The sequence below is a fragment of the Picosynechococcus sp. NKBG042902 genome (assembly GCF_963864045.1).
In the GTDB taxonomy this organism is placed as follows: domain Bacteria; phylum Cyanobacteriota; class Cyanobacteriia; order Cyanobacteriales; family MRBY01; genus MRBY01.
On record NZ_CAWLTV010000064.1, the window covers coordinates 49,289 to 71,131 of the forward strand.

The following is a 21,843-nucleotide window of genomic DNA, read 5'->3' on the forward strand; positions in this document are numbered from 1 at the left end:
TACAAGGGGTTGTTCAAATTTTGGCAATGTTTTTACGGGGGTTTACGGGGGAAGCGATCGCCTTTGGGACAGAAGTCTCTCGTCGGCATTGCCCTAAAGTTCGGTTCAGACCATAAAGCGCCATCAAGCTCAAGATATGTACAGTTTCCGGCCTGCCCCCAAAGGAGGGAGTTAAGCTAAAAATAGCCGATGTTGTTCTAAATTATCGTTGGCGATCGCCGAGGGGTTTGTACCATGACAAACAAACTATTCACCACAGAAATCACCACGGGCGACATCACCCTCACCAGTAATGTGACCAGTGTGACGGCACGGGCCAATCGCATCTCTCGCGTGGAAGAAAAACGAGACGATCCCCGCAAAAACCCTGCTGCTATCTACATTGACCTAAGCGTTGATCACCCAGAAAAATTCCATGATGTCCTCGAAGCTACCGAAGCCGTTGATCTAGCCCTGAGCCTCAATGATGCGGTGGAAATGGGCCTATTGATGGTGGCCATGGGCCTAGAGCATAAAACCGATGCGCAAATTAAGCAGGTACTCGACCGTCTGGCGGATTTAATTGAACAGTACCGTTAGCCAAAGGTCTTTAATGTTTATGCCTTAGCGGTTATTGAAAAAGTCCCAGATGATGCGGGGGAGTTCAATAATCTGTGTAATCACCTGCCCCGACTGAATCCCGAAGACCAGTTGCAACACCAGCACAATGGCCGCAATGGTCACAGCGGTTTGCACGCTGGTTTTCACGATTTTGATAAACGCGGTAAAAACTAACCAAGAAATAATTAAAGCGGCGACGATCACAATAATTTCGATCGGCATCGGTGCTCACTCTCCACAAGGTGCGATTTGGCCTGGCCTTATCCTAGGGCAAAAGGGGAAAAGATTATTGGGGAAGCTGTTTCACCTCAGCAAGCCAGCGGTCTTCGTCGGAACTATCTTTGGCGATCGCCAGATAACTATGTTCGGTGCGATCAACGATCAAAATTTTGTCGCCCCGTCGGGGAATCACTTCGGCCCAGTGGGGTAAACTTACTGGGACAGTCATCAGGTTCCGAGCCGAATCGTACACATCCGCTTGGCCAATTTTGCCAGCGACATAGTGGGGGAGAGTTTTAGAAGACACAATCCCCAGGCACCCAATCAAGCGATCGCTGCTGACATCTTCCCCAAAGGCGGCAAACACTTTCCCCAGCGGGTAAGCCAACAGTTTCCCGATCCAAAAGGCGATCGCCCCACTACCAAAAAAGACCGCAATCCCCAAAAATCCCGTCGGTGTCCTTAGGCCCACGTTGAACATCCATCCCAACAGACCCCACAGACTGAGATCTGTGGCCAAAAGCAACATCAATGGCGCTTGCCCAAAGCCAAACCAAGACAACACGGACCAAAGACCAAACCCTTCGCCCTCAACCTCGGTATCTCCATCGAGATCACCATCAACGTCGGCCTCTAAGTCCATATCGGCGTCGATGTCCGCATCAAAATCGGCTTCCATATCGAGGTCATCGTCCCCACCCCCAGAGAAAATGACAAACAAATACAACAGGATGCCACTCCCCAGGAGCACCCAGTAGCCTAAGTTTGACGCATCAAAAATCATGGACGCACCGTATCCGGGACAGAGTAAAAAATTCGCACGGGTCGCCCCCCAAATCTAGGAATTTTTTTGGCGATCGCCACCACCATAATCTAGCTCTAGACTTATTTCCCAAATTTTTGTTGCGCGCGCATCACCAGTTCCGCCGTAATTTCTTCGACTTCTTCTTCACGGGCAAGTTCCTCGATGGTTTGTCGCGCCTGGGAACGGGCATAGAAAGGAATATTTTTGTATTTGGTTTTCGCTTCTTCCGTCCAGGGGATTTCGTCAGGAAAATTAGGATAAGTCATCGTTTCAGTACCTTAGGGGGAGTTTTCTGAATCATAGCAAGGATTTCCGGGGGTTAAAAGCGCGGTTTCGTTAAATTTCTTGATATTTTTTTAGTGCAAATGTTTTTATACTCAAAGTGAATCTCAATTCACCCACCATTAATTTTCTACCGTAGGGCTGAGGAAAGTATTTTCACAATTAACAACGAATGAGATTAATCTTGTATGGAAGGGTTTGGTAAATGTATAGTTACTTCTACTAGACTCTCTTTGTAATCTTTTCCAGATTTTGATTTTGTCGTCAGGAGGAAATAAAAATGTCAAAAGTATTTGATGAATTTATTGGAGGTGCAGTTAGAAATAACTATGGGATATTAACTCCAGTAGGTTTTGGAAAAAGAACAAAGCTTATTCTATCAGAGGATAGATTAGTTGAAATTACAAAAAGACTGATCACAACACGATACTGTGAAATACGTCTAACCCGTATAGAGTCAGCCGAAATCATAGAACAAGGGATAGTTTGGTTTCCTATATTGGCATTGTTTACTTGCTGGTTTTCTCTTTTGGCTTTCTCAGAAAGTAACGCTGTAGGAATACTTTTGTTACTTATAAGTATTGTCCTTTTGGGTCTGTACTTTTTTATTAAAAATAAGTATTTAGTTTTTATAGTAGTAATAACATTATATCTGTACAAGTTTTCAAGAAGAAAAAATTATCAGTTGCTTCTAATTTTATAGAAAAAGTACTTCAACAAGCTGATTTTGTTTCTGGAGCAAACAAGAATGGAGCTAAACAAGCGAAGTAAAAAGATGTCTGAGAATATAAGAGGTATGACAATCACATTTAAGATAACTTTGTGTACTCTTCGTACTATATTCATGATCTCAACTCAGATGGCAATACCAATAAAACTCACTAAACCTCCTCTTTATTGCTTATCGTCTTGTTGATAATGGTGTGTATGGTGTGTAGATTCCTTGTTTTTTTGCCGTTGACTAATTGATATGATTTGTGAATATGCCACTTCTAACGTAATTTCTGAAATGTTAAATCCTTCTAAGCTATAGCCGTCTTCTTGATCTGTCATTTGATAATATTCAACCACCGTTGCAGTGTCGCCCCGACGTAGGTTGTATTCAGGGAAGTCTTGGGATAGGACAACTTGACTAAAAAGGGGATAATGTTTGTGCATAATTATTATTCTCCTTTGTTTAGAATTAAAAATTTTCTGATGCCAATAGATCTAAAAGCTGGTTTTCATTCAGTTCTTGAATCCCCAATTGTCGGGCTTTGTCTAGTTTAGATCCGGCATTTTCGCCTGCCACAAGATAGTCAGTATTTTTGCTGACAGAACTCGTGACTTTGCCGCCGGCTGCTTTGATTTTTTCGGCAGCTTCAGTGCGTTTGAGGGTCGGTAATGTCCCTGTGATCACAAAGGTTTTACCGGAAATCTGATGATTGGCTTGGGTTTGGGCCGTCTGGGTTTGGGCAAAGGTCAAGCCCGCTTGTTGTAGCTTTTCGATCAACTGTTGATTCGCATCCACCCGGAACCAATCGACGACGGATTGGGCAATTTCTTCGCCAATGCCATAAACCCCCTGTAATTGGGCGAAGCTGGCTTTTTGGAGTTGGTCTAAAGTTGGGAAGTTTTGCGCCAAAATTTCTGCATTGACTTTCCCCACAAAACGAATCCCCAGACCATACAAAACACGGGCATAGTCTTGAGCTTTTGAGTGGGCGATCGCCTGGATCAAATTTGCCGCTGACTTTTGCCCCATACGGGGGAGAGACTGCAACTGTTCGCTGGTTAGGTCATAAATGTCGGCGATGGATTGCACCAGACCATGCTCAATCAAAAGAATCACATTTTTTTCGCCTAAACCCTGGATATCGAGGGCGTCGCGGCCAGCCCAATGGACGAGGGAACCCCGCAAAATCGCCGGACAAGAACTATTCACACAACGGGCGACGGCTTCCCCAGGGGGACGTACTAAGGCTGAGTTGCATTCAGGACAATGGCTTGGAAATTCGTAAGGAATAGTTGCTTCTGGGCGTAAATCAACTAAAACTCGCAAAACTTCCGGAATAATTTCCCCTGCTTTGCGAATGACGACCGTATCACCGATTCTAAGATCTAATTCTTTAATGCGGTCTTCGTTGTGGAGGGTGGCCCGTTGTACCGTTGTTCCTGCCAGTTGCACCGGTTCCATGACGGCCATGGGAGTGACAGCGCCCGTTCTGCCCACGTTGACGATGATGTCTTTGACGGTGGTGGGGGCTTCCTCGGCGGCATATTTCAAGGCGATCGCCCAGCGGGGAAATTTTTGGGTGAAGCCCAACTCAGCCTGGAGGGAAAAGTCATTGAGTTTAACGACAACTCCATCGGTCAGGTAAGGGAGTTTTTTGCGGCCTTCATCCCATTTTTCAAAATAATTTTTTACGGCAGTTAAATTAGGGCAAAGCTCACGGTTTGGATTGACCCGAAACCCCATTTTTTTAAAAATTCGAGGGCCTCCCATTGGCTATTTAACTGAGGGGAATTATGCGATTCTGGGAGGTGGAGGGTGTAGGCAAAAAAGTCTAACTTCCGGGCCGCAACAATCCGGGAATCAAGTTGTCGTAGGGTGCCAGCGGCGGCATTTCGCGGATTAGCAAATAGATTTTCGCCCGCTTTTTCCCGCTCTTGGTTAATCTTTTCAAAGGTCTCTAGGGGTAAAAAGGCTTCCCCCCGCACCTCCACTAAAGAGGGCGGATTATCGAGGTTTAAACGCAAGGGAATGGTGCGAATGGTACGCAGATTTTGGGTGATTTCTTCGCCTGTCACACCGTCGCCCCTGGTGGCTCCGCGCACTAAAATCCCGTTTTCGTAGGTTAAGGCGATCGCCGAGCCATCGATTTTGAGTTCGCACACATAACCGGAGTGGCTGGGGATTTCTCCGGCCAACGCCCGCTGCCACCGTTGTTCCCACCGGGTGAGTTCCCCAAAGTCAAAGGCATTTTCCAGACTGTAGAGGGGAATATTGTGCTTGACGCTGGTGAATTGGGTGGCGGGCTGGTCGCCGATCCGTTGGCTAGGACTGTCGGGGGTAATGAGTTCGGGATATTCTGTTTCCAGGGCCACCAGTTCCCGATAGAGCTGATCATAGACAGCATCCTCCATGAACGGCGCATCGAGGACATAGTAAGCATAGGACGCTTTTTGCAGTTGCGATCGCAGTTGGGCCAGGCGGGTTTGGGGGGCGTCGGACATGGGTTTGGGGGAAAGATTTTCAAGCCGCCATTATAGGCGATCGCCCCAGGGAAATTATTCCGTTGCCTCTGCTTCTGGATCGGTTTCAGTGGGGACGGCTTCGAGGGCCTTGAGATCTGCGGCACTGAGCACGGCCATTTCCTTAATTTGGTCTTTGTAGGTGGCGGGGGCAAGGTTGATCGCGGTCATGAAAAAGGGTTTGGCGGCGGCTTCATTCCCTTGATTTTTTAAGACCATGGCCTTGGCGAGGACTGGCCGAAAGTCTGTTTTATTCACCGTGGCGGCTTGGTCATAGATGGCGATCGCCTCCCCGAAGCGTTTTTGGGCGACGTAAATTTGCCCCAACATCAGTTGAATAGACGTCACCTTTTCTGGATCAATTTCAATGGTTTCGTCTTCTGTTAATTGCCCCATGTCCTTGAGGGTGGTTTGGAGCAGTTCGATTGCCCCCTCTGGCCGATTTTGCACCAGGAGCAGATCCACCATGCCCTGGAGAGCGTTGATGTGGGTCGGATCTGTCAACAGCACTTTTTTGTAAGTGGCCGCCGCTCCTTCGTAATCCTTGGCCTCCTGTTCCACCTGGCCCAGCAGGACGAGGTAATCGGGATTATCACTGTGGATTTGCGCCAGACCATCGAGGGCAGTGGCCGTTTTTTCTAAATCATTAAGCTTGAGGCTGGTATCCAAGAGACCCCGCAGCGCTTTTTCGTTATTGGGTTCTTTTTCTAACCAGATTTCATAACTTTGTTGGTCTTTTTCGAGGAGGGCGATCGCCGGATCAGGAGTTGTTTCGGGTTGCACCTTTGCCGCCGCTGCCGTCTGCCGGGCCAACATCCACTGGTCGAAGCGGGGCATCACCAAAAGTCCCCCAGCCAACAGAAACAGAAGCCCAGAAAGACCATAGACCCAGGGACGGGGACGATAGTATTTTTCGATGATGTGACTCGCCATGGCTATAGATAGTGGGGAAAACTAGAGGGATAAAAACCAGACCCAAAAGACCGAAAAAGTCAGAAGGTTGGCAAAATTTTATCTAAATTTTACTGATTTATCACCTCTGACACCCCATTGAGTACAATAGGCAGGCGCTAAACGTCTTCGTCCGTCCTATATGATCGAAGGCAGAATGCTAATTTTTATCGTGATGGCGATCGCCTACCGATGATGTTGATGTCTGATAGTTGACTATCTGGTATCGAAAACGATCTGTATTTTTTGTTAGCCCACCTAGAAAGCATTGGATAAGCCCGTGTCTGAATCTAACCATCATCTATCGTCTCCACCAGCGCCGAATCCCCATGAGGACCAGACGACCTCCCAAAAACTACGGCAACATCCCATTCCCCCCGCGAGCCATCCCCGTCAATATCGGGCCATTGGCATTGTGCGTGGCAAATATACCCCCGAAGATCCAGAGCAAATTAGTAAGGGGGCGATCGCCACAGCAGATGGCACCATCGAAGCCGTTTTATTGGGTCGTGTGATTAGCCTGATCAAAAATCACATTGACCTCAACCAAGAGCACGTTTGGGTTGTGTATCCCCGCACCCGCCAGGATGATAACCATCTCCACCTCCAGATTCTCGGCATTTGGGAGCCCGAAAACCTTGATGATCCAGAGGCCCTCACGGAGTCTATTCCCACCAGTGACCAAGTCGAAGACGGCTATTTTTCCATTCGCGGCCAGGTGGTTTTCTATGATGCCGAATCCAAAAAAGTCATCGTTAAAATTCGCCAATCCCCGAAGAAGCAAGGGGACAAGCCCAAGTTTTTCAAGATTCAATTGATCGGTGCCTTGCCGGATCGCCCCGTTAACCATTTCTACGATCTCCAGGCGAAGCTCCTCGATAATATGCTGATGATTCAAACCTGCGAAGATATTGGCTATATCAGCAGTCGTCGCAAAGGCCCCAAACCAGGCGGAAAACCCTTTAACCGCGACAAGAGCAAGCCCAGACCCGTCGCCGATCATCACGCCAGTGACAGCCATGGAGCAACTGCCAGAGCGAGACCGGTGCCTCGACCCAAACCAAAGGATAGTGAGGGCTAAATCACGGTCGTTTTTAGGCTAACTTCCAGTTTCCCCCTTTGATGAAGAAAAGTCATTGGGGGTTCTTTGTTGGCTGAGTTTGGCTAGGGTATCAAAGGCGAATTTTTGTACCAAGATTTCTAGGGCCCGGGCGATCGCCGTTGCCTGGGGCGGCAGTTGGTCAATGAGGGCTTTGAGGTGCTGGGCCCTAGCCGCGATCGCCGCTTGGTGAAAGGCCGTTAACCATTCCGTTGAAAAGTTTCGGAGCATTTCTGGTGTTAAAGTGGGCAGCTTTTCGTCCCGTACTTGGGGAGGATAAAGGGTCAGATGCATCAGGTTGGCTGGGGTCGCACTGGTTAATTCAAAGGAAAAACAAGAACCGACTCCCGGCTGGCTACTGACAACGATTTCACCGCCCATGAGGTTGACAAATTTTTGACTGAGAGCCAAGCCCAAACCACTGCCTTGGCCCATGCGATCGCCCGCTTCTAATTTCACAAAATTATCAAAGAGTCTGGTGAAATCTGTTTCGGCAATGCCAATCCCTGTATCCGTGACGCTAAACCGGAGACGGAGGGGATTTTGCGCTAGGGTTTTGACCGTCAGTTGAACGCAGCCACTGTCGGTAAATTTGAGGGCGTTATTCAAAAGATGGAGCAGCACGGAGTGGAGTTTTGCTTGGTCGGCGTTGATATAGCGGGGCACCTGTTCGTCCCAATGGATATCAAGCTGGATATTTTTGTGCTGGATTTCAAGGGCATACATTTGGGCGAGATCATCCAGGAGATCATGGAGATTAAACAGGTTGGGGTTTAGTTGTAGGGTGCCCTTTTCAAATTTCGCCAAGTTGAGAATATCGTTGAGCAACGCAAGGAGGTGCTTCCCCGACCGATGAATGATGCTGAGGTATTCCTGGTGATCCGTCGAGAGGTCTGGCGATCGCTCCATAATTTGAGTAAAGCCTAAGACCGCATTCAGGGGCGTTCTCAGTTCGTGGCTCATGCTTGTGAGGAACTGATTTTTGGCATGGTTCGCAGCCTCCGCTAATTCCTTCGCCAGTTCGAGTTGTTTATTGGCCTGCTGCCGCTGGTAATAGTTGTAGATTAAGTTCCCGGCGATCGCCAAAATATCCGCATCTTCCTTTGACCACAGCAGATGATCTGCCGCTGTCGAAGAACACTCAATATAGCCCCAGGGTTGACCCTCTGCATCCTGGATCGGAATCCACAACACCGCTTTAACTCCTAAGTGATCTAGAAATGTCTGTTCAGCAATCGCCGTTGGAGGTAGGGGAATCTTTCGATTGAGCAAGATCATTTTTTGTTCCTGCCAATGTTCTAACCACCACGGATAGGGACTTAGATCAATTTGTTGTAGATCTTCCAACCAGAGATGTGCTGCTGCACTCCAAGCAACGAGGCGTTCGACGGTGGTGTGATCGGATTGACCGAGCATAATCGACATTCGATCTGCTTGGAAAGTTTGACCCAAGCGGGCCAGTAACGCCTCTAAATCAAGATCTGCTTCAACGACCATCAGGTGGGAAATATCAGCTAGCACGGTTTCGAGCTTTAGACGATGGCGGAGCACCTCATCAAAGTTTTTTCGCTCCGTAATATCTAGGGCAAAACCATCAATAACCAGGTCACCACCATCGACCGCATGGATATTAAAGGAGCAGTCATAGAACCAGCGCCAATTTCCGGCAGCATCCCGGATCTGATACTCCAGCTCAAAGTTTTTGCCGGCTTGTAAGGTTTGGAGGACTTGATCGACATCGACGAGATCTTCTGGGTGGATCGATTGGTGCCACAGTTCTGGGTGGTCTAGTAAATGTTGCTCTTCATAACCAAGGATCTGTTGCACCTGGGAGGAATAAAATAAACCACCGCGTTGGGGTGAATATTGGTAGATGATCGCGGGAATGCCATCAACCATTTTTTGATAGCGATCCTGGCTCTCGGCGAGGGCGATCGCCGCCTGTTTGTATTCACTAATGTCTTCGATAATGGTCAAAAGATATTCTGGTTGGCCTTGGTCATCGTAAATATAAGAGCAAATCACCTTAACCCAAATGAAATGTCCCAGGCGGTGACGGTAACGCTTTTCTAAAACAGCACTGGCAGCTTGGCGGCGGTCGAGCTTTGCCCGTGCCTCATGACAGATACAAATATCTTCAGGATGGGTAAGTTCTTGCCAGGTAAACTGCTGTAATTCTGCTTCACTGTAGCCACAGATCTCACAGAAGGCTTGATTGACCAAAGAGAAATGATTGGTGCGGTCAATTTGCACAATCCCCAGGGCGGCCTGGTCGAAGATTGTCCGTAGGCGTGCTTCCTGGGACTGTAGTTTGAGTTCTGCTTCTTTGCGTTCGGTAACATCGGTCATGACCCCCACATGGCGCAACAGTTGCTGAGTGCTTGGGTCGTAGATTTTGAAAGAGCGGGCATAGATCCAACGCACAACCCCATCGGGGCGGATAATCCGGTATTCTTCATCGAAGTTTTGGCCCTGCTGCATCTGGGCGATCGCCCGTTGGATTTGCCCTTCGTGGTCTGGGTGTACTGCTGCTAGCCAAGATGTGCCGTCATCAAGGAGACTTTGACAGCTAAGGCCCCAAATTTTTTCGTAATTCGGACTGACATAAATCACTTCGGTGGGGTCAGGGGAATTGATCCAGAACGCTTCGTCGATATGCTCAACCAGTTCACGGAAGCGCGTTTCACTTTTTTGCAGGGCATTGAGGGTCTGTTTGATCGTCGTAATGTCTTGAATAGTGCCAGCAAAGCCATAGACATTACCCTGGGCATCTTGGAGGGAATTTGCATATTCCATCACAATTTTTTCACGACCCTGGGCAGTGATGATTCGGTATTCAAAGCCCTTGATGCTTTGTCTTGCTTCTAATTTTTTGATGTTGTTTTTAATATGGGGATGATCATCAGGGTGTACCATCGCCATGAATTGGTCAAAAGTTGGGGCGATCGCCTGGGGTTCTAGGTCAAAGATGCGATACACTTCGTCAGACCAAATGAGGTCATCGCTTGTCAGGTGTTGCTCCCAGCTCCCAATGTGGGCGATCGTCTGGGCCTTCTCTAAATGGGCTTCACTGGCGGCCAGGGCATTGAGGGTCTGCTGCATGGCCGTAATGTCTTGCACTGCCCCCCCCAGGAAAATGGGTTGTCCCTGTTCGTTCCGGGTCAGCTCGTGGTAATCCTTGAGGTAACGCACTTCGCCGTCGGGCGTAATAATGCGATATTCAGAACTTGGGAGAGATTGACCGGTAAAGATATTTTCAATATTGGTGCGAATACGATCGCGGTCGTCGGGATGCACCCGCTCAAAAAAGGTTTCCGCATTGGGTTGAATTTCACCGGGGGCAAAGCCAAAGATTTGAAATGTTTCTGGAGACCAGTAGGTTTGATCTGCCTGGACATCCCATTCCCAAACGCCAATCTGGGCGATCGCCTGGGCTTGGGCAAGGCGGGCTTGACTCGCGGCGAGGGCTTGGGTGCGTTGCTCGATGAGGTCTTCGAGGTGGGTTTGATAACGGTTGACCTGTTGGGCTAGGTGATTACGGGCGGTCACATCCGTCAAGACAACTAATAGCCGAGAGTGATGGTTTGTTTGTTCGCAGACAGCCGCCAACTCCACTTCTAGAATGTCGCCATTTTTCTTGATGAACTGATAGGCATCATCTTCTACGGAGCCTTGGGTCGTTAAGGTGGGCAGGAGGATTTGTTGGGCTTTCTGGCGGGAAACTGGTGTCAAAAAATCAGTTACATTGCAGCCAATGACTTGCCGCCGTTCATAACCCAGCACCTGCAACCAGCGATCACTAACCGCAAGGATTTGCCCCGTTGCATCCATCGAATGCAACATTGCTGGTGTTTTTTCGTAGTAGTGGATGGCCTGTTGGTTTAATTCGAGGGCGATCGCCTTTTTCTCGGAGATATCAATGATCACCCCATCGAGCCACAGCAAATTTCCCTGGTCATCAAAGACTCCTTGCCCCCGTTCATCGACCCATCGCACTGTACCATCACGATGTTTAAGGCGATATTCAAGGGCGAAGGGTTTTTTCTCCTGCACTTTTCGCTCAATAATCTGGCGCACAAAGGCCTGGTCATTGGGGTGGATTAGGCTCGCATAATGGCGATCGCCCCCTGGGAGAAAGTCCGCAGCAGGATAACCCACCAATTGTTCAATGGTTTCGCTGAAATAAATCCCGTGCCATTCTGCCGTGTTTAAACAGCGGTACACGGTGCCCGGAATATTTTGAATCAACGTTTGGAGGCGATCGCCTTGGAAATCACCTAAAGGTGCAGGCGAAAGTGTCCCCTGGCCATGGCCCAACATCGTCCGTAGGGCAACCCGCAGCGTATGGACCAGCAGCGGCCCCGTCAGTTCAGACCACAAAAAACAATCCAAAACCCCAAGGCGCAACATTTCATCCTGTAGCGCTACCTCATCCGCCAACCCAATCCAAGGCCACCGTTGCAGCACTTCAGCATGGTCAATCAAATAAGGTAGTGGTGCATCGCTGAGATAAAGATCATGGCGGCCCAAACTTTGCAGGGTAGACTCCGTCGTCAAATCAAGCCAAACCAGTTGTAAATCTTCAGCCTGTTCCCCTACCAAAAGCGTTTGCAGCCGTTGGTAAACGCTGATATCCGTTGATAAAACCGCAACACTATAATGAGTAGCAACCATAGGGCGACAGGCACTGTAGCATTTTTAAAAGAAATCTGTTTATCCTGACGAAGGCGAGGCTATGGCTCCATAGCAACCCTTGTTCTCTATCCTAAATGTTTCCCAATAACCGTGGATTATCTTCAGTTTTTTCAACACACAGAACGGCAGCGGGTGAGCGATGGTCAACTGACACCGTTGGTACCGTCTGGTTTGACTCGACCCCTTATGGTGCTGATCCTATCCCAACTCGGCGATTTTGACAGTCTTGAGTATGCTTGGTGGCTCCAAAAAGATGCTGATCTCTGTCGCCGGGTAGATTATGTCGCGGTGGGCATTGGCGATCGCCGTTCTGGTCAAAAATTTTGTGACTATACGGGTTTCCCGGCCGAGAAATTATTCATCGATCCTAAGGCAACGATTCATCAAGAACTGAGCCTATATCGCGGTTTAACCTGGAAAATTCCCGGACTCAACGCGGGCCAAAATGCCTGGGTAAATCTGATGTTGATGTGTGCTGGCATTGGTAGCCCAGGCACCCTCAAGGAAGTTTTGCGGGGTTATACAGGGGATAAAAAAGCACCCCAACTGTTTGCCGATGATGAAGTCGTTAAAGCGGCTCCTTTACCAGCCCTAAAAGGAGAATTTTTTGCGGCGGCTGGGGGGAAGGGTTTTCAGCGGCCCTTAGAATTGGCGACCCTCCGCCTGCGGAATATGGCCGAAGTCCTGGGGAATTGGTCTACCTACGTGCCCGATGCCCAGTATATGACCCAAAGAGGAGCGACATTTTTATTTGATGCCGATGGCACGTTGCAATATCAGCACTGCGACCAAAACATTTTAGGGTTTGCGGCAAATATGAGCCGGCCTTTGACCTTCCTGGAAAATCTTCCTGATGTGCAGCGGGTCACGTAGGTGAATTATCAATTTCGCTTTGCCCCCTACCGCCGTCCCTTTAAAACGCCTCTGCAAACTCACCATGGTTTGTGGACGGTGCGGGAGGGAGTTATTCTGTCGCTCCGGGATGAAATGGGACGGATTACCCAGGGGGAAATTGCACCTTTGCCGTGGTTTGGGACAGAAACCCTTGAGCAGGCGATCGCCTTTTGTGCTGCCTTTGGGGAAAACATTACTGATGGGCAAATTGCGGCGATTCCCGATGCCCTGCCAGCCTGTCAATTCGGTTTTGAGACGGCCCAACTTAATCTTGCCAGTACCGAAAATTTAGCCCCTCTACACCCTATAAAATTCTGTCAGTTAATCCGGCGATCGCCCACCCTGTTCCAAGACCTACAAACTTTACTACAAAAAGGATTTCGCACCTTTAAACTGAAAATTGCCCTGGATACACCCGCAACAGAAATCGCCCTCTGCCAGCAGATCCTGGAAACCTTGCCCGCCGATGGTCGGTTGCGCCTTGATGCCAATGGTGGTTTAACCTTAGAACAAGCGAAACAATGGTTAGATTGGGGGGAATCTCAAGTAAAACTAGACTTTATCGAGCAACCTTTAGCTCCTGGGCATTTTTCAGATTTATTGCAGCTAAACGCAGCATTTCAGACCCAAATCGCCCTGGATGAGTCCGTTTCCCAGATCGCTTCTTTAAAACATTGTTATGGCCAAGGGTGGCGCGGTGTCTTTGTGATCAAATTGGCGATCGCCGGCTTTCCGTCCCGTCTTCAAGATGTCTGTCAAACTAAAAAGCTGGATTTTGTACTCTCTACTGTTTTTGAAACGGCAGTCGGCCAACGGGCACTTTTAAATTTTTCTCAGGATTTTGTCCAGTCCCGACGAGCTTTGGGTATGGGCGGCACCCAGTGGATTTGATGTTACGATGCTGAATATCCGTTTCCAACACCTGTAATGATTATGAATATTGCAGATTTGCATCCGAAATATGTCACAGATTCAAGCGGGAAACAAACAGAAGTCATTTTACCCATCCGAGAATTTGAAGCGCTACTTGAAGAGCTTGAAGACCTTGCCATCGTCATTCAGCGGCAACAAGAAGAAACAACAGAACATCAAGTATTTATCGAAGAATTAAAAGCTGATGGACTCCTACCAAATTAGCTGGAAAGCTTCAGCAAAAAAAGAACTTCGAAAAATTCAACCTCAGATTATTCCAGAAATTATTAAAGCTGTTGAATCTTTAGCGGCTGATCCCTATCCTAATGGTTGTAAAAAAATGGCTGGGATGTCTTCAACTTATCGTATTCGCAAAGGCAATTACCGCATTATTTATTCTGTCTTAAAAAATGCATTAATCATTGAAATTATTCGTGTTGGTCATCGCCAAAATGTTTATGAATAAGTAGAAACGACTCTTTGTTGATAAAAACTTAGGCGATCGCCTCTAGTTCGAGTTCAATCTGGTGGGCTTGGCAAAACTGATAAGATTTCTGCCTGGCCCGCTTCGCCCGTGCAATTTGCAAACGGTATTTGAACCGCCGATTGATATCTGCTTGATTTTTTGTCTTCAATTCATCCTGACGGCGATCGCGTTACAGTTCGTCACAAAAGCTCCCTTTCCGGTAATCCTTTCCATTACGCTGACAAATACTGTTCTTTGATCGACTCTGCTGCCCATGACTGCCCAAATTCCTGCCCACAAGAAAGCGAAAGGTTTACCCCGGGGAAGTGTCCGTCCGGCCAAGGCCCTGTGTAGTGACTGTGGCCTCTGTGACACCCATTTTATCCACTATGTCAAAGAAGCCTGTGCTTTTCTAAACCAGCAGTTTGACAAGCTCGAAACCAAAGTCCATGGCCGCAAGCGGGATCTAGACCAAGAGCAGGAAATGTATTTTGGCGTGCATCAAAAAATGGTGGCTGCCCGGAAAACGGAACCAATCGAAGGGGCGCAATGGACGGGGATTGTCAGTTCCCTCGCCTGCAAAATGCTCGAAGAAAAACTGGTAGAAGGCGTGGTCTGTGTGCAGAGTTCCCCTGATGATCGCTTTCAGCCGATGCCGATCATCGCCACTACCCCAGAGGAAATCCTCGCTGCCCGTGTCAATAAGCCAACCCTCTCGCCCAATTTGACGATCCTAGAGCAGATTGAACAGGGGGAATTTAAGAAATTATTGGTGATCGGTGTGGGTTGCCAGATCCAAGCCCTACGGTCAGTGCAGGATAAATTGGGCCTCGAAAAGCTCTACGTTTTGGGTTTGCCCTGTGTGGATAATGTCACTCGCGCGGGTTTACAGAAATTCCTCGATACCACCAGTCGCTCCCCGGAAACGGTGGTTTACTACGAGTTCATGCAGGATTTTAAGGTGCATTTTAAGCATGAGGATGGTTCGACGGAAACAGTCCCCTTCTTTGGCTTAAAAACCAATCAACTGAAGGATGTGTTTGCACCGTCTTGCATGAGTTGCTTTGACTATACCAACGGTTTAGCGGATCTCGTGGTGGGTTATATGGGCGCTCCCTTCGGTTGGCAGTGGATGGTGGTGCGCAACGAAACAGGCCAGGAAATGTTTGATCTCGTCGCCGATCAAATTGAAATGCAGCCGGTTAGTTCTAAAGGCGATCGCCGCGCCGCTGTGCAAAATAGTATTCCTGCCTACGATAAGGGCGTTACTCTACCAATGTGGGCCGCCAAGCTGATGGGAGTCGTGATCGAAAAGATTGGCCCGAAGGGTTTAGAGTACGCAAAATTTTCCATTGATTCTCACTTTACGCGGAACTATCTCTATACCCGCCGCAATTACCCAGGCAAGCTGGAAGCCCATGTGCCAGAGTTTGCGAAAAAAATCGTCGCCCAGTACGAACTGCCTAAAGACTAGGGGCTATTTCCCCCTCCAGAAGCGGTACCAATTCATTCGGGAATTCTGTTACAGTGAGGGGGATGTTTGGTTTTATAAAGTTTTATGTCAGGTTGGCTAGAGCACAGCGTACAGGTAGAAGTTGACGCCCCCATCGATCTCGTTTGGGAACTCTGGTCAGATCTCGAACAAATGCCCCAGTGGATGAAATGGATTGATTCTGTCGCCATCCTCAAGGACGACCCAGATCTGTCCCGCTGGAAATTGGCCAGTGGCTCCTTTGAATTTACCTGGCTCTCTCGGATCACAAAGGTTGTTAAGCACCAAATTATTCAGTGGGAATCCGTTGATGGCCTGCCGAATCGGGGGGCGATCCGTTTCTATGACCGCCATGGCAAAACGATTGTTCGCCTCAGCATTGCCTATGATATCCCTGGTATTTTGGGACAGGTCATGGACAATCTCTTTTTAGGCCGGGTCGTGGAATCAACCATCCAAGCCGATCTCCACCGTTTTCGGGACTATGTCAAAAATCTTCAGGAACAATCGCCTACCTCTGTCTAGATCCCTGGAGTGTGTCATCAATTCAGCCAGATGTAGCTATGGGTTTTGCAAGAAAGTTGTGATTCGATCTGCAACTTGGTGCTGAGCAGCACAGGATTGGTAGGACATTAGCCGCGATCGCCCACCTGACTTCAAGCAAACATTGGTGCTGCAAGGCCGCCCTCGGCGCACATTTCGGATTACGGTTACAGTGTCGATGTCATTGATGGAGTAGATGAGGGACTGCTGCTGACCTAAACTATTGCGACGAAGAATGCTTAGCTGTGCTGCGGTGCGGTCTATTAAGCAGGCGTAGGGAATTTTTTCTAAAAAGCAATAAACTGCGACCACTATTGATAGTACTAGAAAAAAAGACTTTCGCCCCCTCCTGCCATCAGTACTAATCCTAGGGAAAGTAACGCCGTAATGACAAATACGATTCCTAAGGTTGCTTGGGCCGTACATTCTTCTGGAAATTCGATATGTAGTTGGCGGGGAGTGCTTTTTAGGATGCGCATGGTGGATTTGTCATCTCACTAGGGCTTGGAGATTAGGATTCAATGACAAACCTTAGTTTTCTGTCCCTTTGGGTTCTTCCTGATGGATCACTTTCGCCCGATGCAAAAGGCGATCGCCTTGGCGGTAGCCCGCATTTTGAATCACCACCGCATCCCCTGGGCCGACATCACCGTGATTTTTCACCAATTGATGCTCTTGGGGGTCATAGTCCACAATTTCGCCGACGGTGCCGATGGGAGTCACGTCCCAGCTCGCCAGGAGTTGCTCAAAGGGTTGTGTGAGGGCCACCAGGGTTCTAGCGGGGAACTGGGCATTGTCTTGGGCGGCCTTCGCTGCGGCAGACCATTGCAATAGCCAGGCTTCGAGAATATCCAGGGCTTCCTGTTGCCAGCGTTGCTCATTTTGTGCTTGTTGGCTGTCGAGTTGGGTTTCTAGGCGGGCATATTCGGCCTTGAGGGTTTCTTCCTGCTGGGCCTGGGCTTCGGCTTGGTCGGTTAATTGTTGTTGGAAGTGATCGATTTTATCGGTATATTCCTGCTGCTGGGCTTGGAGATGGTGTTGGAGCTGCTCGATTTCCTCGGCGTGGTTAATGGCCTGGGTTTCTAGTTGGGCGCGGAGGCGATCGCCTTCTGCTTGAAGTGCTTCGAGTTCGGCGGGGTCAATCCCAGTTGCTTGGGTCGTTTTGGGGGTAAATTCTAACGGCTGAATGCCTGTGGGCAGAAACAGAGCCAGAAACTCATCCACCGATTGATCGAAATATTGAGCCAATTTCACCACGGCTTCGACGGGGATGCTATGAATGAGCCCAGCTTGTAGTCGGTAAATTTGCCGCGCTGCGACCCGCGAATAGGCCGCCAGTTGAATGACATCGCTCACATTGGCTTGGGCCATGAGGGTTTGAAGTTGGGCAGCGTGGGGATGGCTCATGGGGAGGGACAGTTTCGTCTGTAGGGATACTCTGGCATTCTCACCCATGGCTGAGAAGGGATGCAGCCTTTTTTATTAAATCGTTAAAAAATCACGATTTTGGGGTGTTTGTCGGGGCATTTTCACTGCGGGACGAGAAAATCTTGATATGCTGTTTCCTTGATGCTTGTCCTGTTGAGAAAAGCGATGAATCTTAAGCGCATTTGGGCGATCGCCAGTAATTGTTTTCGAGAAGTGATTCGCGATCGCATTTTGTATTTTTTGGGGTTTTATGGTCTGGTGTTTGCCCTGGCGGTACGAATCTTACCCGATGTGTCGGCGACGGCAGGGGCGAAGATCGTCGTAGATTTTGGCCTGGGGATGATCGGTATCTTGAGTGTGCTGGTGGCTGTTTTTGTCGGCACAGGCTTGGTCAACAAAGAAATTGAAAAACGCACAATCCTGGTGCTGATCCCCAAACCGATTAGCCGCGCCGAACTGATCGTCGGGAAGCATCTGGGGCTGTCGGCGGTGGTGGCGGTGATGTTAATTGCCATGGGAATTATTTATTTCGCGCTTTTGGCCTGGTCACAAAGTATGATGCCGCTGCTGTGGCAAGGGTCAACGGTGCCGCTGGGGCCAATCTCCCTTTCCCTCGGTTATTTATTTATTGAGCTAATGCTGATCATTGCCGTGGCGATCGCCTTTGGGGTATTCACCAGTTCTCTGTTGGCGACCTTGTTCTCCTTTGGGATTTACCTGATGGGCCACTTCAGCACCGATTTAGTGAAATTAGGGGAATTGAGCCAAAATGCCGGAGTTCAGTGGATCACCGAAAATCTCTATAAAGTTTTGCCGGATTTATCGCGTCTCAATTTCCGTAATGAGGTGGTTTATGGGGTGGTTCCCGATGGCCAAACTCTACTACTCAGTGCGATTTATGGCCTTGTCTACGTGATTTTGCTCCAGGCGATCGCCATCTTTATTTTCAGTCGGCGGCAATTTTAATCAGGTTTGATTCCCCATTACGCCTGCTTCTCCGTTCAAGACTGTAAGCGCCACCCTTTAATTTCCTTCTGGCGAGCCCGGGCGACAACGAGGCAATCATTGTCCACATCCTTGGTGATTGTTGAGCCTGCCGCAATGGTCACATCTTCGCCGATGGTGATGGGCGCAACCAGGACGCTATTGGCTCCGGTTTTACTGCGATCGCCAATCACTGTTTGATGTTTATTCACACCGTCATAGTTCGCTGTGATCGTCCCAGCGCCGATATTGACCTTTGCTCCTAGGGTGGCATCGCCGATATAGGAGAGGTGGGCCATGTTGGTATTGTTGCCGATGGTCGATTTTTTGACCTCCACGAAATTCCCGATCCGGCATTGCTCCCCAACCTTAGCCTGGCCGCGAATGTGCGTATAGGGGCCAATTTGGGTATTCTCCCCCACCTGGCTATCACTCACCACGCTGTAGAGAATTGTTGTATTAGCTTCAATGACGCTATTTTCAATCAAGCTGCCCGGCCCTAGGCGGCAACCAGTCTTGATCAAACTATTGCCCCGCAGATGGGTTTGGGGTTCGATCATCACATCTGGTTCAAGCTGCACGGTGTCGTCAATGGTGACTGTATCGGGCTGGTGGATCATGACCCCGGCCTTCATCCATTTTTCCTTGATGCGGTCTTGCAAAATTTCGTAGGCCGCCGAAAGTTGAAAACGGTCATTAATACCGCTAATTTCCTGGAAATCCGCCACATCCATCGCCATCACTTTATCGCAATGGAGAATAACGTCCGTGAGGTAATATTCCTGCTGATCGTTGTTGGTGGTTAATTTGGGTAGCGCCTCGGCCAACACCTCCCACTTGAAACAGTAGACACCCGCATTGATCCGATTATTCTTGCGCTGGGCATCGTTGCAGTCGCGATGTTCGACGATTTGGGTGACTAGGTTGTCACCATCGCAAAACACACGACCATAACCCATGGGATTCGGCAGTTGGGCTGTTAACAGGGTTGCGTCATTATTATTTTTCTGGTGGGTGCTCACGAGATCTGCAATGGTTTCGGGGCGGAGTAGCGGTACATCGCCGTTGAGAATCACGACATCGCCCGCAAAATCCTTGAGAGGTTCGAGGAGCTGTTGGACAGCGTGACCGGTGCCGAGTTGTTCTGTTTGTTCAACAAATTCTAGGTGGGGCAAATGGGCCAGGGCCGTTTTTACCTCAGCCGCGCGGTAACCAACAATGGTACAAATTCGTTCTGGTTTAATGAGGGCACAACTTTCAATCACCCGTTCCACGAGCGATCGCCCGCCGAGGGGATGAAGGACTTTCGGGAGATCCGACTTCATCCGTGTACCTTTGCCTGCTGCCAAAATTGCTACCGCTACCATTGCCTTTGCTGTGTTCGATTGACTGACATCGTTTCAGTGTGGAGTATATCGTATTGTTTGGGACTTCCGGCATCAGTGCCGGAGAAGATTCTTGTTTACACCCAAAAACCTGGGGGCTGAAGCAGTTACCGGATTAGTGCTAAATTTCTCAAACGTTCTTTTCCAGTGAATTTTTATGTTCCTCGCACCGACCCCAAGCCGCACTGCTCCCTACACCTCAATGCTGATTATCCCCACGGGGATCGGCGCGAAAATTGGTGGCTATGCGGGGGACGGGATTCCCATTGCACGGCTGATGGCCCAGGTGTGCGATCGCCTGATTACTCACCCCAACGTTTTAAACGGGGCGCAACTGTTTTGGCCCATGGCGAATACGTTCTATGTAGAAGGCTATGGCCTCGATCAATTCGCTGCGGGGAACTGGGGGTTACGACCCGTGCGACAAAATAAAGTGGGATTACTCCTCGATCAAGGCATTGAAGCAGAATTAAAAACCCGCCATATCCAGGGGGCCGAAGCTTGCCGCGCGACCTTAGGTTTGCTGATCACAGATTATGTTGTGACGGATGCGCCCTTGAATGTCACCCTCAAAGTTTCGGAAACGGGGGTCAGTTGGGGGACGATTGAAAATGTGGGCAGTTTGTTGCGGGCGGCGGAAAAACTAATTACCCAGGCCAAGGTGGAGGCGATCGCCGTTGTGGCTCGCTTTCCTGACGACGAAGATAGTGAGTTACTCGCCCAGTATCGCCAGGGATCTGGGGTCGATGCCCTCGCGGGTGCTGAAGCAGTGATTTCCCACCTGCTCGTGAAAAAATTTCAGATTCCCTGCGCCCATGCCCCAGCTTTATCGCCTTTACCCATTGAACCGGAACTTTCCCCAAAAGCCGCTGCCGAAGAATTAGGCTATACTTTTTTGCCCTGTATCCTGGCCGGGTTGAGCTACGCGCCCCAATTTGTGACAAAAGGCGATCGCCAAGCCGGAGAGATCTGGGCGGATCAGGTCGATAGCCTAGTGATCCCCGCCAGTGCCTGTGGCGGTAGTGCCGTTTTGAGCCTCGCCCAGACCCAAACATTGATCATTGCTGTAAACGAAAATGACACTGCATTAAGCATTTTTCCAGAATCCGTTGGGATTAAAGCCCGTCGGGTAGACTCATACTTGGAGGCAATTGGGATCATGGTCGCCCACCGTGCCGGATTAGATTTTTCGAGTCTGCGACCCACTGTGCCCCCCCTCAATGCAATCTAGATCGATATTTATTGTGAATCAATCCAACCAACCGCCCTTAGAACCGTTATCCCGCCAACAGGTGCTCCTTCTTATGGGGATCACAGCGCTGTTGCTGTTTATTGTGGGAAATCTCTGGCGGTTAATCGGCAATGTAGAACTTTTGGCCTGGGAATTTTCGGGACTGGCTCTCATCCAGGGGGTGGCGATCGCCTTGGGGATCATTGTCGCCAGCAGTCTCCTCTACGCTGTCTGGGCGGAATACCGTCGCAGTGTCGATACTTACCTTGAATTTGTCCTCAAACCCCTGGCCGTGCCCGATGCCATTTGGTTGGGACTGTTGCCGGGGCTGAGTGAAGAATTTCTGTTTCGGGGGATTATGCTACCGGGCTTGGGCTTGGGATGGGGCGCCCTCTGTTTATCGAGCTTGATTTTTGGGGTACTCCACATCAGCGGCGCCCAGCAATGGTCCTATGCCGTTTGGGCGACGGTAATTGGGTTTATTCTCGGTTACAGTGCGATCGCCACCGGAAATTTACTCGTGCCCGTGATTGCCCACATCGTGACAAACTTCACCTCAAGCCTGATTTGGAAGCTCCGCCACGAAGCACCCTAGCCTTGGGCGGCAAAAATTGAGCAAAAAA

23 protein-coding genes and 2 pseudogenes are annotated in these 21,843 nt (G+C 49.3%); 12 read left to right on the forward strand and 13 right to left on the reverse strand.

Annotation, left to right across the window (positions count from 1 at the left end):
- Positions 1–234 precede the first annotated feature (234 nt).
- The gene (locus AACR41_RS05735; protein ID WP_030007409.1) at positions 235–579 is read left to right on the forward strand and encodes a hypothetical protein; all 345 of its coding nucleotides are present in this window, start codon (positions 235–237) and stop codon (positions 577–579) included.
- A gap of 24 nt (positions 580–603) precedes the next feature.
- Here AACR41_RS05735 and AACR41_RS05740 read toward each other — a convergent pair whose 3' ends face one another.
- The 3 genes from AACR41_RS05740 to AACR41_RS05750 all read right to left on the reverse strand — a co-directional run bounded on the left by AACR41_RS05740 (position 604) and on the right by AACR41_RS05750 (position 1,890).
- A complete protein-coding gene (locus tag AACR41_RS05740; protein ID WP_030007410.1) occupies positions 604–822 on the reverse strand; it encodes a hypothetical protein in 219 nt (72 codons plus the stop codon).
- A gap of 64 nt (positions 823–886) precedes the next feature.
- Positions 887–1,603 carry an OB-fold-containig protein gene (locus AACR41_RS05745; protein ID WP_030007411.1) on the reverse strand — a complete coding sequence of 239 codons (717 nt, stop codon included), beginning with the start codon at positions 1,601–1,603 and terminating at the stop codon, positions 887–889.
- Between the two features lie 101 nt (positions 1,604–1,704).
- On the reverse strand, positions 1,705–1,890 hold the full coding sequence (locus AACR41_RS05750) for a PCP reductase family protein (RefSeq protein WP_012308243.1): 186 nt from the start codon (positions 1,888–1,890) through the stop codon (positions 1,705–1,707).
- 296 nt (positions 1,891–2,186) lie between these two features.
- Here AACR41_RS05750 and AACR41_RS05755 point away from each other — a divergent pair, with 296 nt between their 5' ends.
- Entirely contained in the window at positions 2,187–2,609 is a 423-nt protein-coding gene (locus AACR41_RS05755) for a hypothetical protein (RefSeq protein ID WP_030007412.1), read from the forward strand.
- Between the two features lie 191 nt (positions 2,610–2,800).
- On the opposite strand, the gene AACR41_RS05760 is transcribed toward AACR41_RS05755, so the two are convergent.
- The 4 genes and pseudogenes from AACR41_RS05760 to AACR41_RS05770 form a co-directional block, all read right to left on the reverse strand.
- On the reverse strand, positions 2,801–3,064 hold the full coding sequence (locus tag AACR41_RS05760) for a DUF4926 domain-containing protein (RefSeq protein WP_045442114.1): 264 nt from the start codon (positions 3,062–3,064) through the stop codon (positions 2,801–2,803).
- 25 nt (positions 3,065–3,089) lie between these two features.
- Positions 3,090–5,032 (reverse strand): annotated as a pseudogene (ligA, locus tag AACR41_RS05765) (NAD-dependent DNA ligase LigA).
- Positions 5,018–5,122, reverse strand: a pseudogene (locus AACR41_RS16530) (hypothetical protein); the annotation flags it as partial. The pseudogenes AACR41_RS16530 and ligA, both read right to left, overlap by 15 nt.
- 54 nt (positions 5,123–5,176) lie before the next feature.
- Positions 5,177–6,073, reverse strand: a complete 897-nt coding sequence (locus AACR41_RS05770) for a tetratricopeptide repeat protein (RefSeq protein ID WP_071925390.1) — start codon at positions 6,071–6,073, stop codon at positions 5,177–5,179.
- A gap of 298 nt (positions 6,074–6,371) precedes the next feature.
- On the opposite strand from AACR41_RS05770, the gene AACR41_RS05775 reads away from it, so the two are divergent.
- Positions 6,372–7,172 (forward strand): hypothetical protein, encoded by an 801-nt coding sequence (locus tag AACR41_RS05775; protein WP_223209934.1) that lies wholly within the window; start codon positions 6,372–6,374, stop codon positions 7,170–7,172.
- An 18-nt stretch (positions 7,173–7,190) separates the two neighbouring features.
- Here AACR41_RS05775 and AACR41_RS05780 read toward each other — a convergent pair whose 3' ends face one another.
- Entirely contained in the window at positions 7,191–11,864 is a 4,674-nt protein-coding gene (locus AACR41_RS05780) for a PAS domain-containing protein (RefSeq protein WP_052349683.1), read from the reverse strand.
- Positions 11,865–11,975: 111 nt separating this feature from the next.
- Between AACR41_RS05780 and AACR41_RS05785 the strand changes: the two genes are divergently transcribed.
- Genes AACR41_RS05785 through AACR41_RS05800 form a run of 4 tightly spaced genes read left to right on the forward strand, consistent with a single transcriptional unit; the run spans position 11,976 to position 14,157 of the window.
- Entirely contained in the window at positions 11,976–12,758 is a 783-nt protein-coding gene (locus tag AACR41_RS05785) for a peroxiredoxin-like family protein (protein ID WP_030007417.1), read from the forward strand.
- Positions 12,759–13,670: an o-succinylbenzoate synthase gene (locus tag AACR41_RS05790; RefSeq protein WP_030007418.1), complete on the forward strand. Its 912-nt coding sequence runs from the start codon at positions 12,759–12,761 to the stop codon at positions 13,668–13,670.
- A gap of 42 nt (positions 13,671–13,712) precedes the next feature.
- Positions 13,713–13,916 (forward strand): hypothetical protein, encoded by a 204-nt coding sequence (locus AACR41_RS05795; protein ID WP_223209935.1) that lies wholly within the window; start codon positions 13,713–13,715, stop codon positions 13,914–13,916.
- Entirely contained in the window at positions 13,897–14,157 is a 261-nt protein-coding gene (locus AACR41_RS05800; RefSeq protein WP_030007420.1) for a type II toxin-antitoxin system RelE family toxin, read from the forward strand. Before AACR41_RS05795 ends, AACR41_RS05800 begins: the two co-directional genes overlap by 20 nt.
- Before the next feature lie 28 nt (positions 14,158–14,185).
- On the opposite strand, the gene AACR41_RS05805 is transcribed toward AACR41_RS05800, so the two are convergent.
- Entirely contained in the window at positions 14,186–14,326 is a 141-nt protein-coding gene (locus AACR41_RS05805; RefSeq protein ID WP_161768742.1) for a hypothetical protein, read from the reverse strand.
- A gap of 105 nt (positions 14,327–14,431) precedes the next feature.
- Here AACR41_RS05805 and AACR41_RS05810 point away from each other — a divergent pair, with 105 nt between their 5' ends.
- Both AACR41_RS05810 and AACR41_RS05815 read left to right on the forward strand, forming a co-directional pair.
- Positions 14,432–15,631, forward strand: a complete 1,200-nt coding sequence (locus tag AACR41_RS05810; RefSeq protein WP_030007421.1) for a Coenzyme F420 hydrogenase/dehydrogenase, beta subunit C-terminal domain — start codon at positions 14,432–14,434, stop codon at positions 15,629–15,631.
- An 84-nt stretch (positions 15,632–15,715) separates the two neighbouring features.
- Positions 15,716–16,174, forward strand: coding sequence for an SRPBCC family protein (locus tag AACR41_RS05815; RefSeq protein ID WP_012308232.1), 459 nt, complete (start codon positions 15,716–15,718; stop codon positions 16,172–16,174).
- 36 nt (positions 16,175–16,210) lie between these two features.
- Here AACR41_RS05815 and AACR41_RS05820 read toward each other — a convergent pair whose 3' ends face one another.
- From AACR41_RS05820 to AACR41_RS05830, 3 genes are read right to left on the reverse strand one after another with little or no spacing between them, the layout of a single operon-like run.
- Positions 16,211–16,504, reverse strand: a complete 294-nt coding sequence (locus AACR41_RS05820; RefSeq protein WP_152551006.1) for a hypothetical protein — start codon at positions 16,502–16,504, stop codon at positions 16,211–16,213.
- Positions 16,505–16,515: 11 nt separating this feature from the next.
- Positions 16,516–16,671, reverse strand: coding sequence for a hypothetical protein (locus AACR41_RS05825; RefSeq protein WP_161768743.1), 156 nt, complete (start codon positions 16,669–16,671; stop codon positions 16,516–16,518).
- A gap of 52 nt (positions 16,672–16,723) precedes the next feature.
- On the reverse strand, positions 16,724–17,599 hold the full coding sequence (locus AACR41_RS05830) for a hypothetical protein (protein ID WP_339367627.1): 876 nt from the start codon (positions 17,597–17,599) through the stop codon (positions 16,724–16,726).
- Positions 17,600–17,785: 186 nt separating this feature from the next.
- Here AACR41_RS05830 and AACR41_RS05835 point away from each other — a divergent pair, with 186 nt between their 5' ends.
- The gene (locus AACR41_RS05835) at positions 17,786–18,586 is read left to right on the forward strand and encodes an ABC transporter permease (protein WP_030007423.1); all 801 of its coding nucleotides are present in this window, start codon (positions 17,786–17,788) and stop codon (positions 18,584–18,586) included.
- Between the two features lie 35 nt (positions 18,587–18,621).
- Here the strand turns inward: AACR41_RS05835 and glmU are convergent, their stop codons facing one another.
- Positions 18,622–19,971, reverse strand: a complete 1,350-nt coding sequence (gene glmU / locus AACR41_RS05840) for a bifunctional UDP-N-acetylglucosamine diphosphorylase/glucosamine-1-phosphate N-acetyltransferase GlmU (RefSeq protein ID WP_030007424.1) — start codon at positions 19,969–19,971, stop codon at positions 18,622–18,624.
- A gap of 175 nt (positions 19,972–20,146) precedes the next feature.
- Here glmU and AACR41_RS05845 point away from each other — a divergent pair, with 175 nt between their 5' ends.
- Both AACR41_RS05845 and AACR41_RS05850 read left to right on the forward strand, forming a co-directional pair.
- On the forward strand, positions 20,147–21,220 hold the full coding sequence (locus AACR41_RS05845; protein ID WP_045442120.1) for a DUF3326 domain-containing protein: 1,074 nt from the start codon (positions 20,147–20,149) through the stop codon (positions 21,218–21,220).
- A 13-nt stretch (positions 21,221–21,233) separates the two neighbouring features.
- A complete protein-coding gene (locus AACR41_RS05850) occupies positions 21,234–21,815 on the forward strand; it encodes a CPBP family intramembrane glutamic endopeptidase (RefSeq protein ID WP_030007426.1) in 582 nt (193 codons plus the stop codon).
- The last annotated feature ends 28 nt before the right edge of the window (positions 21,816–21,843 follow it).

Excerpts from the sequence above, each read along its gene's own strand:
- AACR41_RS05845 (WP_045442120.1), top strand. The coding sequence starts at position 20,147 with ATGTTCCTCGCACCGACCCCAAGCCGCACTGCTCCCTACACCTCAATG.
- AACR41_RS05770 (WP_071925390.1), bottom strand. The coding sequence starts at position 6,073 with ATGGCGAGTCACATCATCGAAAAATACTATCGTCCCCGTCCCTGGGTC.
- AACR41_RS05755 (WP_030007412.1), top strand. The coding sequence starts at position 2,187 with ATGTCAAAAGTATTTGATGAATTTATTGGAGGTGCAGTTAGAAATAAC.
- AACR41_RS05745 (WP_030007411.1), bottom strand. The coding sequence starts at position 1,603 with ATGATTTTTGATGCGTCAAACTTAGGCTACTGGGTGCTCCTGGGGAGT.
- AACR41_RS05830 (WP_339367627.1), bottom strand. The coding sequence starts at position 17,599 with ATGAGCCATCCCCACGCTGCCCAACTTCAAACCCTCATGGCCCAAGCC.
- AACR41_RS05825 (WP_161768743.1), bottom strand. The coding sequence starts at position 16,671 with ATGCGCATCCTAAAAAGCACTCCCCGCCAACTACATATCGAATTTCCA.
- glmU (WP_030007424.1), bottom strand. The coding sequence starts at position 19,971 with ATGGTAGCGGTAGCAATTTTGGCAGCAGGCAAAGGTACACGGATGAAG.
- AACR41_RS05810 (WP_030007421.1), top strand. The coding sequence starts at position 14,432 with ATGACTGCCCAAATTCCTGCCCACAAGAAAGCGAAAGGTTTACCCCGG.
- AACR41_RS05760 (WP_045442114.1), bottom strand. The coding sequence starts at position 3,064 with ATGCACAAACATTATCCCCTTTTTAGTCAAGTTGTCCTATCCCAAGAC.
- AACR41_RS05780 (WP_052349683.1), bottom strand. The coding sequence starts at position 11,864 with ATGGTTGCTACTCATTATAGTGTTGCGGTTTTATCAACGGATATCAGC.
- AACR41_RS05815 (WP_012308232.1), top strand. The coding sequence starts at position 15,716 with ATGTCAGGTTGGCTAGAGCACAGCGTACAGGTAGAAGTTGACGCCCCC.
- AACR41_RS05740 (WP_030007410.1), bottom strand. The coding sequence starts at position 822 with ATGCCGATCGAAATTATTGTGATCGTCGCCGCTTTAATTATTTCTTGG.
- AACR41_RS05835 (WP_030007423.1), top strand. The coding sequence starts at position 17,786 with ATGAATCTTAAGCGCATTTGGGCGATCGCCAGTAATTGTTTTCGAGAA.
- AACR41_RS05795 (WP_223209935.1), top strand. The coding sequence starts at position 13,713 with ATGAATATTGCAGATTTGCATCCGAAATATGTCACAGATTCAAGCGGG.
- AACR41_RS05750 (WP_012308243.1), bottom strand. The coding sequence starts at position 1,890 with ATGACTTATCCTAATTTTCCTGACGAAATCCCCTGGACGGAAGAAGCG.
- AACR41_RS05800 (WP_030007420.1), top strand. The coding sequence starts at position 13,897 with ATGGACTCCTACCAAATTAGCTGGAAAGCTTCAGCAAAAAAAGAACTT.
- AACR41_RS05735 (WP_030007409.1), top strand. The coding sequence starts at position 235 with ATGACAAACAAACTATTCACCACAGAAATCACCACGGGCGACATCACC.